Genomic DNA, 15,904 nt, shown 5'->3' on the forward strand with positions numbered 1-15,904 from the left:
CCCGCACCGTGAACCACACCTACGCGGTCGCCGCCGTCACCGCCGTCGTCCTCGCCACCGTCCTCATCGGCGCCCTCGGCCTGCGCATCTCCCGCACCACCTCCGACTTCTACGTCGCCTCCCGCACCGTCGGCCCCCGCCTCAACGCGGCCGCCATCAGCGGCGAGTACCTCTCGGCGGCCTCCTTCCTCGGCATCGCCGGACTCGTCCTCGTCCAGGGCCCCGACATGCTCTGGTACCCCGTCGGCTACACCGCCGGCTACCTCGTCCTGCTGCTCCTCGTCGCCGCCCCGCTGCGCCGATCCGGCGCGTACACCCTCTCGGACTTCGCCGAGGCCCGGCTCGAATCGCCCCAGGTCCGCAGGCTCGCCAGCCTCTTCGTCGTCGGTATCTGCTGGCTCTACCTGCTGCCCCAGCTCCAGGGCGCGGGCCTCACCCTGGAGATCCTCACGGGCGCGCCCGACTGGGTCGGCGGGCTCCTCGTCGCCCTCGTCGTGACCGGCACCGTCGCCGCGGGCGGCATGCGCAGCATCACCTTCGTCCAGGCCTTCCAGTACTGGCTCAAGCTCACCGCCCTGCTCGTCCCGGTGCTCTTCCTCGCCGCCGCCTGGTACGGGGACGGCGCCCCGCGCGCCCGCTTCGACGCCCCCGCCGTCCTGCGCGCGCACACCGCCGTCCGGGTCGCCGAGACCGTACGCGTCGAGGTCGACGCCCCGCTGACGCTCACCGTCACCGGCCGGATCGACTCCCGGACGTACGAGGACGACCGCGTCACCCTCGCCCCGGGCACCCACCGGGTGGAGGCGGACACCGCGCTCGGCTTCCCCGAGGGCGCGCCCGTCCCGCGCCGGGCCGGCACCGGCGCCGACCCCCTGGGGTGGTCCCAGCCGCTCGCCGGCAGCCGCGACGGGCACCAGCTGTACGCCACCTACGGGCTGATCCTGGCCACCTTCCTCGGCACCATGGGCCTGCCCCACGTCGCCGTCCGCTTCTACACCAGCCCGCACGGCCGCGCCGCCCGCCGCACCACCCTCGTCGTCCTGGGCCTGGTCGGCGTCTTCTACCTGCTGCCGCCGCTGTACGGGGCGCTCGGCCGGATCTACGCCCCCGAACTCGCCCTGACCGGCGCCGCCGACGCCGCCGTGCTCGTGCTGCCGGAGCGGATGCTCGGCGGGGTCCTCGGCGACCTGCTGGGCGCGCTCCTCGCGGGCGGCGCCTTCGCCGCGTTCCTGTCGACCGCCTCGGGACTGACCATGTCCGTGGCCGGTGTCCTCACCCAGGACGTGCTGCCCTCCCGGGGCGTGCGCCACTTCCGGCTCGCGACGCTGCTGGCGACGGCCGTGCCGCTGGGCGCGGGGACGGTCGCCTCCCAGGTGCCGGTCGCGGACGCCGTCGGCCTCGCGTTCGCCGTCTCCGCCTCCTCGTTCTGCCCGTTGCTCGTCCTCGGCATCTGGTGGCGGCGGCTGACCCCGCCGGGCGCGGTCGCCGGACTGATCCTCGGGGGCGGGTCGGCGCTCGCCGCCGTGATGGCGACCCGCGCCGGACTGGCGCCGGCCGGCTGGCCGCACACCCTGCTGGCCTGGCCGGCCGTCTGGTCGGTGCCGCTCGGCTTCCTCAGCATGGTCCTGGTCTCCCTGGCCACCCCGCGCCGCGTGCCGCCCGGGACCCCGGCGATCCTGGCCCGGCTGCACCTTCCGGAGGAGTTCAGCGGCCGGCCGGAACCCCGCGAGCCGGGCCCGGCGTCACCGAGGACGGCGGTCCGGGGGGCCGCGGTCCCGAAGGCGGCGCACCCGGCGCGTCCGAAGGCGGCCGAGCGGTGAGCGGCATCGCGTCGGCTGCGGCGGGCGCCGTCGGGGCCGTGCTGCTCGCCGTCGGCTTCGTCCTCGGCCGGACCACCGCCCGGCGCGGCGACCGCTCCACCGCCGCCGGACTCGGCACCCCCGTCGAGCGGGCCACCTTCCACACCCTGCACACCGCCTCGCTCGCCGCGCCCCCGCTGCGCGCGGGGCTCACCGAGGAGACCGCCGCCCGGGCCGCCGGGCGGCTGCGCTCCCTGCTCGGCACCGAGGCGCTGTGCCTCACCGACCGTACGGCGGTGCTCGCCTGGGACGGGCCCGGCGACGGGCACCACCGCGACCGGGTCGTGGAGCTCGTCGCGGAGACCCTCGCCTCGGGCCGCAGCCGCTCCGCGCACACCGGCTGCGCCGACGACTCCTGCCCGCTGCGCTGGGCGGTCGTCGCCCCCCTCACCGGCGAGGACGGGGTGCTGGGCGCGCTCGTGGCGTACGGCTCGCGCGAGTCGGCGGTGCTGGTGCGGGCGGCCACCGAGGTGGCCCGCTGGGTCTCCGTCCAGCTCGAACTGGCCGAGCTCGACCGCTCGCGGACCCGGATCGTCGAGGCGGAGATACGGGCCCTGCGCGCCCAGATCTCCCCGCACTTCATCTTCAACTCCCTCGCCGCCATAGCCTCGTTCGTCCGCACCGACCCGGAGCGGGCCCGCGAGCTCCTCCTGGAGTTCGCCGACTTCACCCGCTACTCCTTCCGCAGGCAGGGAGAGTTCGCCCGGCTCGCCGACGAACTGCGCTCCATCGAGCAGTACCTGGCGCTCGCCGGGGCACGTTTCGGCGACCGGCTGAAGGTGACCCTGCGGATCGCGCCCGAGGTGCTGACGGTGGCGCTGCCCTTCCTCTGCCTCCAGCCGCTGGTGGAGAACGCCGTCAAGCACGGGCTCGAGGACTCCGCGGCGGGCTGCCGGATCGTCATCGCGGCCCGCGACGCGGGCGCCGAGGCGGTCGTCACCATCGAGGACGACGGGGTGGGGATGGACCCCGAGGAGCTGCGCGCCGTCCTGCGCGGCGAGCGCCCCTCGGACTCGGGCATCGGGCTCAGCAACGTCGACGAGCGGCTCCGGCAGGTGTACGGGCCGGAGCACGGCCTCGTCATCGAGACGGGTCCCGGCGCCGGGATGAAGGTGACGGTGCGGATCCCCAAGTACCGGCCCGGGGTGCACCCCGCGGCCTGACCGCTCAGTGCAGGTGCAGTGCGAGATGGGCGAGGGCGACGCCCAACTGCCAGGCGGGGAGCCACACCTGGCGTTCCTCGTCGATCCCGGCGGCCGGGGACGGCGGGACCGGCCCGGCCACCCCCGCGAGGTCCGCCAGGTCGGCGGCGCGCAGCTCGGTCGCGCGCAACTGCCGCCAGGTGGCCCGGGCCAGGGCCAGATCGGGCCCCTCGGGCGCCGGTGCGGAGAGCCGGCCGGCGACCCAGCCGGACCAGGGATGGTCGTGGGAGGTGCGCCACAGCCACTCCTCGACCCCGGCGCCCGCGAGGTGGACGGTCAGGGCCAGCGCCTGGACTCCGGCGCGGAACTCCAGCGATCCCGGCTCGACGAGACCGCTGGTGCGCAGCAGGTCGTCGGCGGCGTACTCGGCGCACAGCCAGTCCATGGGGACGGCGAGCCCGCCCCCGCCGGCGCCGTTCGTGCTCTCGGGCAGCAACGCTCCACCTTCTCCCGGACGTCCTCACGAGGCCCCGACGACGAGCCTCCACCAGGAAGCACGTGCGCGGGGCGCACTTGGCTCAACTCGCCCGAGCGGTTCCGGATACGGCCCCCGCCACATCGGTGCAGGTGGGAGCCGTGTGACTCGGGTGAGATGCGAGGCGGGAGCGCTCGTGGTGGTCAGCCGAGGAGCGCGTACACCGCCGTCGCGTGGGCCGCCGTCTCCTCGCTTCCGTCGGCGGTCATGGTGATGTCGGCGAACGCCATCCGCTTGCCGGACTTGGTGAGCCGCGCCCGCACCAGGACGTCGGTGCCGACCACCGCGCGCTGGAAGCTGATCGACTGCTGGACGGTGGTCATCGGTACGAAGCCGCCGCGGGCGGCGGCCACCGCGAGCACCGTCGCCGTGTCGGCGGCGGCCATCAGCGCCTGCCCGGACAGGCCGCCGCCCTCCCGGGCGAGCCGGTCGGACCAGGGGAGCCGGAGGACGGCCTCCCGGCCGTCGACGGAGGCCACGGTGAGCCCCAGGTCGAGCACCCAGGGGGCGAAGTTGTCGGCGAGGATCTTTTCGGCGGAGGTGAGAGTCAGCGTCACGAAGGGCATTGTGGGGCGGTGGCCCGCGGCCGGGCAACGGGCGTGCGCCGGGGCGGCCGGTAGCCGGGCAGCCGCCGTCCCAGCAGGCGCAGCGCGTAGTGCGAGCGGGACTTGACCGTGCCGGCCGGGATGCCGAGCTCGGCGGCGGCCTCGTTGACGGTCAGGCCGTGGAAGTAGAGCCGGACGAGGACCGCGCGGTGCTCCGGGCTGAGCCCGCGTACGGCGGCCCGTACGTCGAGGGCGGCGTCGGCGGACTCGGTGGCGTCGCCCGGGTCGGCGGTGACGGCGAGCACGGCGTCGCCGATCTCGGTGGGGCGGGCGAGCCGGGAGCGGCGCGCGTCGATGGCGAGGCGCCGGGCGACGGTGAAGAGCCAGGGCCGCATCGACTCGTAGGGCGCGGCGAAGGCCTCGGGATGGAGCCAGGCCCGCACCAGGGTCTCCTGCGCCAGGTCCTCGGCGCGCTGCCGGTCGCCGTGGGTCAGTCCGAGGAGGAAGGCGAGCAGTGCCGGACCGTGCTCGGCCTGGAGCTCCTGCAGGGTCCGCTCGTCGGTGGTTGCCGTGGTCATGGCCCGTATCCGAACGCATCCGGGCGGTGAGCGACAGGGAACGGACAACGGTCTGCGACGAACGGTCGCACCGCGCGGTGAACGGTACGGCGAACGGTCAGACGGAACCTTTGCGTCCGATTCAGCGGGGTTTGGTGTGAAGTGCGGCAATGACCCTTGACTGAGGCCTTCGGCGGCGATGAATTCACAGGAACAGATGTTCATCCTATGAATCGGTGGAGCCGGCAGATGACCTCACGCACCAGACCCGGCGCGGCGGCCCTCGCCGCCCTCCTGCTCGCCGCGGCCACCGGCTGTGCCGCCCAGGACCGCGCCGCCGACGCCCCGGCCGCCCCGAGCCGGGCGCCCCGCCCTCCCGCGGCCCCCGGGGGAGCGTCCGCCCCGGCCGGCTTCACCCTCGTCGCCTCCGGCGACGTCCTGCCGCACGACTCGATCATCCGTCAGGCCGCCGCCGACTCGGGCGGCGCGGGCTACGACTTCCGCCCCATGCTGGCCGGCGTGAAGTCCGTCGTCTCCGGCGCCGACCTGGCGATCTGCCACATGGAGACCGTCTACGGAGAGGAGGGCGGCCCCTACACGGGCTACCCGGCCTTCAAGTCCCCGCCCGAGGTCGCCGCCGCCCTCAAGGAGACCGGCTACGACTCCTGCTCCACCGCCTCCAACCACACCCTGGACGACGGCGCCGCCGGACTGCGCCGCACCCTCGACGCCCTCGACAAGGCGGGCGTACGGCACGCCGGATCCGCCCGCACCGCCGAGGAGGCGGCCAGGCCCGCCCTGCTCAAGGCCGGCGGCGCCACCGTGGCCCAGCTGGCCTACACGTACGACACCAACGGCTACCCGCTGCCCGAGGGACAGCCCTGGGCCGTCAACCTGATCGACGAGCAGAGGATCGTCGCCGACGCCAGGGCCGCCCGCAAGGCGGGTGCCGACGTCGTGGTCGTCTCCGTCCACTGGGGCACCGAGTGGCAGACCGAACCCGACGGGCGCCAGCTCACCCTCGGCCGCTCGCTCACCGCCTCACGGACCGGCGAGCGCCCCGACATCGACCTCGTCCTCGGGACGCACGCGCACGTCCCGCAGGCGTACGAGAAGGTCAACGGCACCTGGATCGTCTACGGCATGGGCGACCAGATCGCCGGCGACATGATCAACTACGAGGGCACCTACGACAGGCGCGGCAACCAGGGCACCCTGGCCCGCTTCACCTTCACCCCGCCCGCCGCGCCCGGCGCGCGCTGGGAGGTCTCCCGGGCCGAGTTCGTCCCGCAGCTCTTCGACACCGCCCGGGGCCGGGTCGTGAACCTCAACGAGGTGATCCGGAAGGGCGAGACGCAGTACACCGAGCCCCGCGACGCCATCCGCGGGGTCGTCCTCGGCCGCGGCGCCGCCCGCGACGGGCTCGTCATGGGCGAGTGAGACCCCGGCGCACGCCTGGCGCACGCCCGGCGCGCCCTTGGCGTGCCAGGAGTCCGGCTAGGGCACCACGGTGACCGGCCAGCGGCCCGCCTTGACCAGACGCACCGCGACCGAGCCGACGAAGCGGTGCCCGGCCGACTCCGAGACGCCCACCACCACCGCGTCCGCCTTCAGTTCGTCCGCGGCGGCGACCAGGCCCGCGTACGGGTCCCCGCGGAAGGTGTGGAACTCCCAGCGCACCTGCCAGATCTCCTTCACCCGCTCCGTCGCCTCGCGGATCTCGGCGACCAGGCCCTCGGCGATCTCGTCCGTGGTGTCGGCCACCGGCGCGCCCACGGCCGCTCCCGCCGTGAGCAGGGGCTGCACGTACACCAGGGCCAGCAGGGCGTTCTGCCGCCGGGCGAGACCGGCCGCGTAGGAGGCGGCGCGCAGGGAGGACTCGGAGCCGTCGACTCCGGCCACGATCACCTTCGGGCCGTCGGTACCTCGTTCGAAACCACTCACCCTCCGAGGCTATCGGCTCATCGGGTGCTTTCGGCCGGGGGCCCGGTGTCGCTGAGAAGCACGCGGGGTCCTCCGTACGAACCATTGGTCATGAAAAACGATGAGAAGCCCATGGGGCGGCGGTCCCTGCTGAGGCTCGCCGCCGCGCTCGGGGCCACGGCCACGGTCGGGGTCTTCGCGGCGGACCGCATGAGCGGCTCCGGCACCGGCCCCGCGACCGGGGCGGCGCCTCCGGCGCGTCCGCATCCGGCCGGTGCGCCGGGCGCGCAGGCGCAGGCCAGGCTGCGCCCGGCCGCCTACCGTCTCCAGCCGATGACCGGCTACGCGCCCCCGGCCTTCCGCCGGGCGATCCCGCCCGTGCGCACCCGGCCCTTCCTCCATCTGACCGGCGTCGGCCGCTCGATGGTGCTCACGTTCGACGACGGACCCGATCCGCGCTACACCCCGGAGATCCTCGCGACCCTGCGCCGGTACGACTGCCGGGCGATGTTCTTCGTCTGCGGCGAGATGGCGGTCGACAACCAGGACCTGCTCAAGGAGATGGCCGAGGACGGGCACGTGGTCGGCAACCACTCCTGGTCGCACCCGCTGGTCCCGAAGCTGCGGCCCTCCCGCATCCGCCAGGAGCTCGGCTCCACCAGCGAGGTCATCGAACAGGCCCTCGGCACCCCGCCGCTCTGGTACCGGGCGCCGTACGGGGCGTGGAACCGGCTCTCGTTCGAGATCGGCGCCGAGCTGGGCATGGAGCCCATGGCCTGGACCGTCGACACCCTGGACTGGCAGGAGCCGCCCACCGACTCCATCGTGCGCCGGGTGCTGGACGGCGCCGGGTCCGGGGTCGTCGTGCTCAACCACGACGCGGGCGGCAACCGCGCGCACAGCGTGGCCGCCCTCCAGCGCTATCTGCCCCGACTCCTCGACGCGGGCTACAGCATCACCGTCCCGCGCCGCTGAGCGCGCCGCCCGGCGCACCACGACGAGGGCCCCGGCACGGGAGAGCGTGCCGGGGCCCTCGTCATGGTGCGCCGGGCGGCGCTACCGCGAGCCGACCATCCGCGCGTACACGACGACGTTGCCGTCGTAGCCGTGCGCCCGCGAGTAGCCGCCGCCGCAGGTGATCACGCGGAGTTCGGGCTCGCCGGTGTCGGCGTAGACCTGCACGGGGAAGTCGTTCTTGGCGTAGACCTCGACCCCGTAGATCTCGAAGACGGCCACCCGGCCGTCGAACCGTTCGACCTCGACGTGCTGGCCCTTCTGCAGGGAGCCGAGGCCGTAGAAGACGGCGGGGCCCGCCAGGTTGTCGACATGGCCCACGACGACGGAGGTGCCGCGCATGCCCGGCGCGATGCCGTTCTGGTACCAGCCGGCGAGGTTGGCGTCCTGCGGCGGGGGAGCACTGATCCAGCCGTTGTCGTCCAGGCCCACGTCCATGATCGGTGCGGCCACCCGGAGCGCCGGGATCCTGATCCGGGAGGCCGGGGCGAAGGGGAGCGGTTCGAGTCCGGCGGCCGCGGTCGGAGCGGGGCCGACGGGACGGGTGATCGGGCGGGCCGCGGCGGCGGGCTGCGGAGGACCCGATTCGAAGCCGACGCCGTTGCGCATTATCGCCAGGCCGGACAGCATGACCAGAGCCAGCGCGCCCCAGGGTTGGCGTCTCCTGGCGGCGTCGAGGACGCTGAAGTCCTTGGTCCTCATGGTTCTCCCTTCGTGGGCGTCACGGGAACGGTAAGGGCGCCCGGTGAGACCGGCGATCGGGGCGCGGCGAACGGGTGTCGGCCGTCGGTGCGGCGGCGTCCGGGTGATGCCCCATCCGAGTAATCGTCAGATCATCGGCCTGACGCCGTGTGACCTGCGGAACCGTCAGGCACCGACCCCCGTTCGGCCGGTGCCCCGCGTCACCGGGGTGGCCCAAGGCCGACATGCGGGGCCCGACCCGACTTGTGATGGTTCGTCATGGAAGGCGTACTCGTCGAATCTCCCGGAGCACCGCTTTGGGGCGCCTTCCATCTGGAGGTTCCACCATGCGTGCTGCACGCACTCTGGCGGTGACGGCGACCGCGTTCGCGGCGCTCGGGCTCGCCGCCCCCCTCGCCACTGCCACCAACGGGCCCAGCAGCGTGTCGGTCAGCCCTTTCCAGGCCGAGCGGGGCGGAGACGGTTCCAACGGCGTCACGGTGTCGCCCTTCGCGGTCCACCAGGGGGCGATCCTCACGATCACCGTCCGGGGCTGCGCCGGTGGCACGGTCACGTCCAACGCCTTCCCGACGACCACGCTCTCCGCCACCGTCAACGGGGTGTCCACCGCCACCGCCCGCATCTTCAACAACGCCACGCCCGGCCAGTACAACCTGGCCGTGCAGTGCGGCGGCCGTACGCTCACCCAGCCGTTCCGCGTCCTGGCCGGACAGGGCGCACAGGGTGGCCTCGGCGGCTCGCTCGCCCCGAGCTCCACGGAGATGGCCGTCGGCGGTTCGCTCGTCGCCGCGGCGGCGCTCGGCGGCGGTCTGTTCATCGCCCGTCGGCGCCGCATGGCCGGCGCCGGGGTCTGACCGGTCGAACCTCCCGGTCGGCCCGTCACGCCCGTCGCCCCCGGGTCCTTCTCCAGGACCCGGGGGCGACGGGCTCGTGTCCGGTCCTGCCCTGCGCGACGACGGCGGTGTACGGCGGGGGCACCGTCCGCACCGTCAGTGACGGCGGCCGTCGGCGGCCCTGCGCCGTACGACGAGCACCACACCGGCGACGGCGGCGAGCACCATGGCACCGCCCACGGCCGGCGTCCAGGCGTCCATCGAGCCGACGGAGCCGCCGAGGCCGCCCTGCACTCCGCGCGGCGGGGTGAGCAGCGTCGAACTGGCCGTGGGCGTCGAGGTGGCCCCGCCGCTGATCGTCAGGTCGACGGTGCCTCCGATGCCGCCCGTGCAGTTGAACGACACCGTGTAGACGGCCCCGCGCTTCGCGTCGGTGTCCACCGTCGCGGTCGCCGCCGAGCCCGGGGCGATGGTGACGGTGTCGAAGATGCCGGCCGACGCCGTCGCCGTACTCGCGCAACCCGGCGCGCTCAGGGTGATCCGGCCGCCCGGCGCGACGACCCCGGGGGAGATGACGAAGTCGCCCGCCTGCTTCGCGCGGGGCGCCTGGGGCGCGGGCACGGCGGGAGCGCCGTCGGAGGCGACGGCGAGCGGGGCGGCCAGGGCGAGGGCGGCCGCCCCCAGCAGAACGGTGGACGCGGCACGTATCGCGCGCATGGTGAATCCTCCGGGTACCCGAGGAGCAGCTGCGGAAGGGTTTCCGCACATCGGACGACCTGCACCTCGATGCCCGAAACGCTAGGAGCCCCCTATCACAGCCGCGATCCCAGAGGTGCGAATGGGGCACCGATGTCCCCCGACCGGCCTACATTCGGCGCCCTGATCAGCCGGTGAGCTGCGGAAACAGATCGGTGAACGGCGCGGCGGTCGCCGCGATGCCCCGGCCGAAGGGGGCGTCGAAGTCCCAGATGAGGAAGAGCAGGAAGGCGATGAGGGCGCTGAAGAGGCCGGCGAGGAGCAACTCCTTCCCGGTGCGCCGGATCTGGAGCGTGAAGATCAGGCCCACCGTCACCAGGGCGCCGATGATGAGGCCGAACCACACCACTCCCGGCATCGTGTCCCCGGCGCTCTGCCCGCGGGCGCCCCGCGCGTCGTCGGCGACGGCCACCTGGTCCACCAGCGGCTGGTAGGCCTGGCCCTCGAAGTCGTTGGCCGGCTGGTAGTCGGTCACGCTCCGGCGGACCTTCTCCAGGAGCTCCGTGCCCTTGTCGCTGAGTTCGCCGTGCTCCGTCATGTGCGGGAACTCGTCCTCGACGACGTAGCGGACGTACGTGTCGACGTCGGAGCGGATCCGTTCGCGCACGACGACCGGGTACACCTCGGCCCGTGCGGAGATCTCGTGCAGCGCCTGCGCCTCCTGGCGCACGGTCTCCTGGGCGGCGCTGCGGGCCTCCCAGACGCCCGCGATGGCGAGACCGAGGACGATGGCGTAGACCACGCCGATCATCATCGTCATGTACTCGATGACGTCAGGGGTCTCGCTGGGGTCGTCGTCCTCGGGGATCCTCCGGTGGTTGATGACGACGATGGCGAGGACGACGGCGCACGCGGCGGCCATCGCGATGGTCAGGACGAGCCATTCGGACAAGGGTTCCTCCGGTGGCGGAGCGCGGGGCTCAGCGGGAGCGGGGGCGCAGGATCGCGGTCGCGATCACGGCCGGGGCGGTGATGAGCAGGGTCGTGGTGAGGACGTTCGGGGCGCTCTTCGGCTTCGCCCGGGTCGCCGTGGGCCGGTAGTGCGGCAGGGCCACGGGCGCGGCCGGGCGCGCGGTGGGCGAGGGGGAAGGTTTCGGCGGCGCGGGCGGCTCGGCCTCGGGCGTGGTCGGGGCGGGCTCGGGCGGCGCGGGGCGCGGCGGGGGAGCCGGCCGCTCCGGCGGGGGCTTCGGCGCGGGAGGCGGCTCGGGGGCCGGCGGGGGCGGCGGAGGCGGAGTGGGTTTCGGGGGCTTCGGCGGTTCGGAGGGCGCCGGCGGCTCGGTGGGCTTCGGGGACTCGGTCGGTGTCGGCGGATCCGTGGGACACGGAGAGTGGGTGGGGTGCGGGGGATGGGTCGGATGGGTGGGGTGGGTGGGGTGAGTGGGGTGCGTCGGGTGGGGCGGGTGCGGGTGGTGGGCGGGGTGGCAGGGTCCCCGTCCGGCGAAGGAGACCGTGGTGTTCGCACCGTCGGGTCCGGTGGCGGCGGAGGCGCAGGCGTCGGCGGCGACGGGCACCGGTGTGGCGAGCAGCCACACGAGCGCGCCGGCCGCCAGGGGCCGCGCGAGGAGCGATCCGTACTGAGACAACAGAGACACGCCGAGCAGCATGATCACGTGAATCGGGCCGTAGGCCCGGAACGGCCTCGGATTCCCCGGATGGAGGGGTTTTCGAGGTGCACGTGTTTGACGTTCACCCCGGCGCTGTCGACCTGTTGGTGGGGACTGGCCCCAAAGGGCGTGCCGTTGCGCGGGATTGAGGCGTCTTAGGGTGGCTTGGGGCAGGTTGGGGCGGTGTCTTCCGTGGGGGACGGCGCATGCGGGGGAGGTGGCCGGTTGTCGTCCCTTGACGGGGCGGGTGGCGCGCCTCGATCCCGCCTGCCGTCTGGCGAGGAAGCGGGGCACGGCCATATGCACGTGAATTTGCACGGGCCGAAGGCGTGAACTCTTCCGTTCCCGCCGCACGTGCCAATGGCGTGTGACCAAGAACGGATCGCGAATTTCCGTTTCTACTCGCTCTCCAGGCAAGCGATCAGTAGCCTCGGCTCGAACGTCGGCCGCGAACACATGGCCGTATCCTCCGTGGCGACTTGTTGGAGACTTTGATGGAGCGTCCCGCCTGGGCTCCGCCGGGCATCGATATCTCGGTGCCGAGCGTGTCCCGAATGTACGACTTCTATCTGGGCGGCTCGCACAATTTCGAAGTGGACCGGGAAGCGGCCCGCAAGGCCATGGAGTTCATGCCGGGTCTCCCCAAGATCATGCAGGCGAACCGTGCCTTCATGCGCCGGGCCGTGCGGTACGCGGTGGACGGCGGCGTCACCCAGTTCCTCGACATCGGCTCCGGCATACCGACCTTCGGCAACGTCCACGAGATCGCCCAGGCCGCCAGCGACTCCGCCCGGGTCGTCTACGTCGACCACGACCCGGTGGCCGTCGCCCACAGCCGGGCCGTGCTCGCCGACGACGCCCGGTCGGCCGTGCTCGCCGCCGACCTGCGCAAGCCCGCCACGATCCTGCACAGCCCCGAGGTGTCCGAACTCCTCGACCTGGACCGGCCGGTGGCCCTGCTCCTCGTCGCCGTCCTGCACTTCCTGGAGGACGCCGACGGGCCGGACACCGCCGTCGCCGAACTGCTCGACGCGCTCGCCCCGGGCAGTCTCCTCGTCCTCACCCACGCCTCCTACGAGGGTGTCCCGCTGTCCCAGGAGCAGGCCGGCGGCACCGTCGACGTCTACCGCGACATCCGCAGCCCGCTGGTGATGCGCTCGCGCGAGGAGATCGCCCGCTTCTTCGACGGCACCGAACTCGTCGAGCCCGGACTCGTGTCGATGCCCCGCTGGCGTCCCGACAGTCCGGAAGAGGAGGAGGACCCCTACGCCTTCTCCGGGTTCGCAGGGGTGGGGCGTAAGGCGTGAAGGTACCGCCCCAGCCGGCCGGGTCGGACGCCGACGCCGACGGACCCGAGGACAGAATCAGACGGTTCGTCACCATCTGGAGCAGGGCCGTCTTCCCGGTCACCGCGACGTCGATGACCCGCCAGGAGTTCGAGCAGCACCTGCTGCCGCTCGCCCGCGGCCTCAGCGCGGCCCTGCGCGCCCGGCCCTTCGACACCGCGCCCGCGCACCGCGTCGGCCAGGCCCTGATCGCCGCGCACTGCACCGACCCGGACGCACTGGCCCGCAGCCTCGGCGTCGTCGACGCCTATCTGGTGCTGTACTGCGCGGACGAGCCGGACGCCGCCGGCGCCACCGCCGAGGAGCTGCGGGCCCGTTGCTCCCGGCTCCAGCACGCCATGGCCGCCGGCTTCGCGCAGGCGCTGCGCGAACGCACGCTGACCGAGCAGGAGACCATCGCGCACTCGGCGCTCTCCGCCCGCAGCGCCGCCGAACTCGCCCTGCACGCCACCGAGAGCCGCTTCCGCGCGGTCTTCGAGGGCGCGGCGATCGGCATCGGCATCGCCGACCTCAACGGCAACGTCCTGGAGGTCAACGAGACCCTCACCCGCATGTTCGGCGGCCTCGAACAGCACGTCCTCAGCCGCAACATCGCCGAGTGGTCGCACCCCGAGGACGGCCCGCACGTCTGGCGCCTGTACGACGAGCTGGTGCGCGGCGAGCGGGAGCACTACCGGGTGGAGAAGCCGTACTACCGCGGCGACGGCACCGCGCTGTGGACCAACCTCACCGTGTCGCTGCTGCGCGACGCCGCCGGCGTCCCCCGCTACCAGCTGGCACTGATGGAGGACACCACCGAACGGCGGCTGCTCAACCTGCGGCTGCGGTACGAGGCCACGCACGACGCGCTCACCGGACTGCCCAACCGCACGCTGTTCTTCGAGCGCCTGGAGAAGACCCTCGCGCCCGGCGAGCGCAGCCGCTTCGGCCTGTGCTACCTGGACCTCGACGGCTTCAAGGTCATCAACGACAGCCTCGGACACGCCACCGGCGACCGGCTGCTCGTGGAGGTCGCCGACCGGCTGCAGGGCTCGGTCACCGCGCCCGGCGAGATGGTGGCCCGGCTCGGCGGCGACGAGTTCGTCGCGCTCACCACCGGGCCCGACAGCGAGCACAAGGTCGCCGAACTCGCCGACCGGATGCTCGCCGCCCTCGCCTCGCCGATCCGGATCGACGGCCGCGAACTGACCGTGCGCGGCAGCGTCGGCGTGGTCGAGGGCCCGGCGGGGGAGCGCACCGCGGCCGAGGTGCTGCGCAGCGCCGACATCACCATGTACCGGGCCAAGTCGGCGGGCGGCAACCGCTTCGAGTTCGCCGACGCCGAGGCCGACGCCCGGGCCATCACGCGGCACGGGCTGACCACCGCCCTGCCGGCCGCCCTGGAGCGGGGCGAGTTCTTCATCGAGTACCAGCCGCTCGTGCACCTCCACGACGGCAGCGTGCACGGCGCCGAGGCGCTCGTACGGTGGTGCCACCCGCAGCACGGCGTGCTCGGCCCGGACCGGTTCATCCCGCTCGCCGAGAACACCGGCCTCATCGTCCCGCTGGGCCGCTGGGTGCTCCAGGAGGCCGTGCGCCAGGCCCGGTTCTGGCAGACCCGCCACGCGGACGGCGGCCCGCTGCGGATCAACGTCAACCTGTCGCCGACCCAGCTGCACCACCCGCGGCTCGTCGCCGACACGGTCGACGTCCTGGAGCGCTCCGGCCTCGAACCCGGCGCGCTCTGCCTGGAGGTCACCGAGTCGGCGCTCATCGGCGCGGACGACGACCTGCTCAAGCCGCTGCGGCAGCTCGCCGAGATGGGCGTGGACATCGCGCTCGACGACTTCGGGACGGGCTACTCCAACCTGGCCAACCTGCGCAGACTCCCGGTGAGCGTGCTCAAGCTGGACCGTTCCTTCACCCAGGGCATGCAGCAGCACCCCGTGGACCCGGTCGACCTGAAGATAGTCGAGGGGATCGTGCAGCTGGCCCACAGCCTGGAGCTGGCCGTCACGGTCGAGGGCGTGGAGACCGGGGCGCAGGCCCAGCAGCTCCGCGAGCTCGGCTGCGACACGGCCCAGGGTTGGTACTACGCCCGCCCAGGGGCCCCGGACCGCATCCACTCGCTGGTCCTGGCGGACGCGGTGTAGCGCGGGGCGGGTCCGGCGCGGTGTCGCCGGCCGGCGGCGTCAGGCCCCGGCCCCGGCCCCCGCCCTCCGGGAGGCCATGAGCAGCTTCTGCAGCTCGCGCGCCGCCCGCGGGGGCGCCACGTCGCTGCGGTGGGCGAGCGCGATCGTGCGCTGCAGCCCCGGTCGGGCCAGGGCCGTGACCCGCAGGTCGCGGCCCGCGCGCGCCGCGACCATCGTCGGCACGACGGCGAGCCCGAGCCCGGCCCGTACGAAACCGAGGACGGCGTCCATCTCGCCGCCCTCCACCGTGAAGGAGGGCTCGAAGCCCTCCGCCCGGCAGGCCGCCACGGTCAGCTCCCGCAGGTCGTAGCCGTGCCGGAACATCACGAGCGGCTGCTCGCGGAGGTCGGCGATCCGCACCGGCCGGCGCGGGGCGGGCGCCGACGCGGAGGAGACCACCACCAGGTCCTCGGTCAGCAGCTCGACCGTCGTCAGGGCCGGCGAGGGCGTCGGCAGCGGCAGCACCACGAGCGCCAGGTCGAGCGCGCCGCGCGCCAGCTCCCGTACGAGATCGTGCGAGCCGCCCTCCTCGATGAGCAGCCGGATGCCCGGGTGCAGGTCGTGGAAGGTGCGCAGTACGTCCGGCAGCAGGCCGGTGCAGAGACTGGGCGTCGCCCCGAGCCGCACCCGGCCGCGCCGCAGCTGCACGAGCTCCTGCACCTCGTGCCGGGCGGTGTCCGTGTCCGCGAGGATCCGGCGGGCCAGCGGCAGCAGCGCCTCGCCCGCGTCGGTGAGCGCGATGTTGCCGCGGGCCCGGCTGAACAGCTCCGCGCCCAGCTCCTGCTCCAGGGCCTTGATCTGCTGGGAGAGCGAGGGCTGGGAGACGTGGACCCGCTCGGCGGCCCGGGTGAAGTGACGGGTCTCGGCGACGGCGACGAAGTACAGGAGCTGCTGGAACTGCATGGGACCAGCCTACC

General features: G+C 73.7%; 16 protein-coding genes. 7 read left to right on the forward strand and 9 right to left on the reverse strand.

Annotated elements, in window-relative coordinates; genetic code table 11:
* Positions 1–8: 8 nt before the first annotated feature.
* Together OG309_RS32335 and OG309_RS32340 are read left to right on the forward strand one after the other, a co-directional pair.
* On the forward strand, positions 9–1,820 hold the full coding sequence (locus OG309_RS32335; RefSeq protein WP_329426311.1) for a sodium/solute symporter: 1,812 nt from the start codon (positions 9–11) through the stop codon (positions 1,818–1,820).
* Entirely contained in the window at positions 1,817–3,022 is a 1,206-nt protein-coding gene (locus OG309_RS32340) for a histidine kinase (protein ID WP_329426313.1), read from the forward strand. Before OG309_RS32335 ends, OG309_RS32340 begins: the two co-directional genes overlap by 4 nt.
* A 4-nt stretch (positions 3,023–3,026) precedes the next feature.
* Here the strand turns inward: OG309_RS32340 and OG309_RS32345 are convergent, their stop codons facing one another.
* The 3 genes from OG309_RS32345 to OG309_RS32355 all read right to left on the reverse strand — a co-directional run bounded on the left by OG309_RS32345 (position 3,027) and on the right by OG309_RS32355 (position 4,659).
* Positions 3,027–3,497, reverse strand: a complete 471-nt coding sequence (locus tag OG309_RS32345) for a hypothetical protein (protein WP_329426315.1) — start codon at positions 3,495–3,497, stop codon at positions 3,027–3,029.
* A gap of 182 nt (positions 3,498–3,679) precedes the next feature.
* Positions 3,680–4,102 (reverse strand): PaaI family thioesterase, encoded by a 423-nt coding sequence (locus OG309_RS32350; protein WP_402546647.1) that lies wholly within the window; start codon positions 4,100–4,102, stop codon positions 3,680–3,682.
* Positions 4,090–4,659, reverse strand: coding sequence for a sigma-70 family RNA polymerase sigma factor (locus OG309_RS32355; RefSeq protein ID WP_329426320.1), 570 nt, complete (start codon positions 4,657–4,659; stop codon positions 4,090–4,092). Before OG309_RS32355 ends, OG309_RS32350 begins: the two co-directional genes overlap by 13 nt.
* Positions 4,660–4,887: 228 nt before the next feature.
* Between OG309_RS32355 and OG309_RS32360 the strand changes: the two genes are divergently transcribed.
* Complete coding sequence (locus OG309_RS32360; protein WP_329426321.1) at positions 4,888–6,078, forward strand: CapA family protein; 1,191 nt, start codon at positions 4,888–4,890, stop codon at positions 6,076–6,078.
* 57 nt (positions 6,079–6,135) lie between these two features.
* On the opposite strand, the gene OG309_RS32365 is transcribed toward OG309_RS32360, so the two are convergent.
* On the reverse strand, positions 6,136–6,582 hold the full coding sequence (locus OG309_RS32365; RefSeq protein WP_329426324.1) for a universal stress protein: 447 nt from the start codon (positions 6,580–6,582) through the stop codon (positions 6,136–6,138).
* Between the two features lie 90 nt (positions 6,583–6,672).
* On the opposite strand from OG309_RS32365, the gene OG309_RS32370 reads away from it, so the two are divergent.
* Positions 6,673–7,536 (forward strand): polysaccharide deacetylase family protein, encoded by an 864-nt coding sequence (locus OG309_RS32370; protein ID WP_329426326.1) that lies wholly within the window; start codon positions 6,673–6,675, stop codon positions 7,534–7,536.
* 81 nt (positions 7,537–7,617) lie between these two features.
* Here the strand turns inward: OG309_RS32370 and OG309_RS32375 are convergent, their stop codons facing one another.
* On the reverse strand, positions 7,618–8,277 hold the full coding sequence (locus OG309_RS32375; protein ID WP_329426328.1) for a class F sortase: 660 nt from the start codon (positions 8,275–8,277) through the stop codon (positions 7,618–7,620).
* 326 nt (positions 8,278–8,603) lie between these two features.
* Between OG309_RS32375 and OG309_RS32380 the strand changes: the two genes are divergently transcribed.
* A complete protein-coding gene (locus OG309_RS32380; RefSeq protein WP_329426330.1) occupies positions 8,604–9,131 on the forward strand; it encodes a hypothetical protein in 528 nt (175 codons plus the stop codon).
* A gap of 135 nt (positions 9,132–9,266) precedes the next feature.
* On the opposite strand, the gene OG309_RS32385 is transcribed toward OG309_RS32380, so the two are convergent.
* The 3 genes from OG309_RS32385 to OG309_RS32395 form a co-directional block, all read right to left on the reverse strand.
* Entirely contained in the window at positions 9,267–9,827 is a 561-nt protein-coding gene (locus tag OG309_RS32385) for a hypothetical protein (protein ID WP_329426332.1), read from the reverse strand.
* Positions 9,828–9,993: 166 nt separating this feature from the next.
* Complete coding sequence (locus OG309_RS32390) at positions 9,994–10,758, reverse strand: bestrophin-like domain (RefSeq protein WP_329426333.1); 765 nt, start codon at positions 10,756–10,758, stop codon at positions 9,994–9,996.
* A gap of 28 nt (positions 10,759–10,786) precedes the next feature.
* Complete coding sequence (locus OG309_RS32395) at positions 10,787–11,458, reverse strand: hypothetical protein (protein WP_329426335.1); 672 nt, start codon at positions 11,456–11,458, stop codon at positions 10,787–10,789.
* Between the two features lie 506 nt (positions 11,459–11,964).
* On the opposite strand from OG309_RS32395, the gene OG309_RS32400 reads away from it, so the two are divergent.
* Both OG309_RS32400 and OG309_RS32405 read left to right on the forward strand, forming a co-directional pair.
* Positions 11,965–12,777 (forward strand): SAM-dependent methyltransferase, encoded by an 813-nt coding sequence (locus tag OG309_RS32400; RefSeq protein WP_329426337.1) that lies wholly within the window; start codon positions 11,965–11,967, stop codon positions 12,775–12,777.
* On the forward strand, positions 12,774–14,948 hold the full coding sequence (locus OG309_RS32405) for a putative bifunctional diguanylate cyclase/phosphodiesterase (RefSeq protein ID WP_329426339.1): 2,175 nt from the start codon (positions 12,774–12,776) through the stop codon (positions 14,946–14,948). The genes OG309_RS32400 and OG309_RS32405 overlap by 4 nt, the downstream gene beginning before the upstream one ends.
* A 39-nt stretch (positions 14,949–14,987) precedes the next feature.
* Here the strand turns inward: OG309_RS32405 and OG309_RS32410 are convergent, their stop codons facing one another.
* Complete coding sequence (locus OG309_RS32410) at positions 14,988–15,890, reverse strand: LysR family transcriptional regulator (RefSeq protein ID WP_329426340.1); 903 nt, start codon at positions 15,888–15,890, stop codon at positions 14,988–14,990.
* Positions 15,891–15,904: the final 14 nt, after the last annotated feature.

The organism is Streptomyces sp. NBC_01268 (assembly GCF_036240795.1).
Taxonomy (GTDB): Bacteria; Actinomycetota; Actinomycetes; order Streptomycetales; family Streptomycetaceae; genus Streptomyces.

Excerpts from the sequence above, each read along its gene's own strand:
- OG309_RS32350 (WP_402546647.1), bottom strand. The coding sequence starts at position 4,102 with ATGCCCTTCGTGACGCTGACTCTCACCTCCGCCGAAAAGATCCTCGCC.
- OG309_RS32355 (WP_329426320.1), bottom strand. The coding sequence starts at position 4,659 with ATGACCACGGCAACCACCGACGAGCGGACCCTGCAGGAGCTCCAGGCC.
- OG309_RS32360 (WP_329426321.1), top strand. The coding sequence starts at position 4,888 with ATGACCTCACGCACCAGACCCGGCGCGGCGGCCCTCGCCGCCCTCCTG.
- OG309_RS32370 (WP_329426326.1), top strand. The coding sequence starts at position 6,673 with ATGAAAAACGATGAGAAGCCCATGGGGCGGCGGTCCCTGCTGAGGCTC.
- OG309_RS32375 (WP_329426328.1), bottom strand. The coding sequence starts at position 8,277 with ATGAGGACCAAGGACTTCAGCGTCCTCGACGCCGCCAGGAGACGCCAA.
- OG309_RS32380 (WP_329426330.1), top strand. The coding sequence starts at position 8,604 with ATGCGTGCTGCACGCACTCTGGCGGTGACGGCGACCGCGTTCGCGGCG.
- OG309_RS32385 (WP_329426332.1), bottom strand. The coding sequence starts at position 9,827 with ATGCGCGCGATACGTGCCGCGTCCACCGTTCTGCTGGGGGCGGCCGCC.
- OG309_RS32400 (WP_329426337.1), top strand. The coding sequence starts at position 11,965 with ATGGAGCGTCCCGCCTGGGCTCCGCCGGGCATCGATATCTCGGTGCCG.
- OG309_RS32410 (WP_329426340.1), bottom strand. The coding sequence starts at position 15,890 with ATGCAGTTCCAGCAGCTCCTGTACTTCGTCGCCGTCGCCGAGACCCGT.